A 310-nucleotide genomic window follows, 5' to 3' on the forward strand; every position below is an offset into this window, starting at 1 on the left:
AGTTTGGAATCTGCCCCTGCACCATCCAGTCAATTTAGCTTATGAGGCAGCGACAGCAGACCTGGACGATGTCAACATGATTGATCCTTTCCACCTGCAAACCTACGGCGAAACCACTGTCAACTACAACCGTGATATCGAAATTTTCCCAGTCCTTAAGCGTATGCTGGAGCGCATCCTAGGCAAATCACCTTATGCTTCTCCAACAGACATGGGCGTCAACATGGTCGGCTTTGCCATTGTAGACAATGACGCAGCTATAGAGGCATCTCAACAGGAAATCATCCGCCGCTACTACCAGACGATTCTA

At 48.7% G+C, this 310-nt stretch carries 1 protein-coding gene; it reads left to right on the forward strand.

Annotation, left to right across the window (positions count from 1 at the left end):
- The coding region (locus A0739_RS09885; RefSeq protein WP_155718991.1) for a DUF1846 domain-containing protein at positions 1–310 on the forward strand (310 nt) is incomplete at both ends.

Source organism: Streptococcus oralis, from assembly GCF_001588645.1.
In the GTDB taxonomy this organism is placed as follows: Bacteria; Bacillota; Bacilli; order Lactobacillales; family Streptococcaceae; genus Streptococcus; species Streptococcus oralis_AB.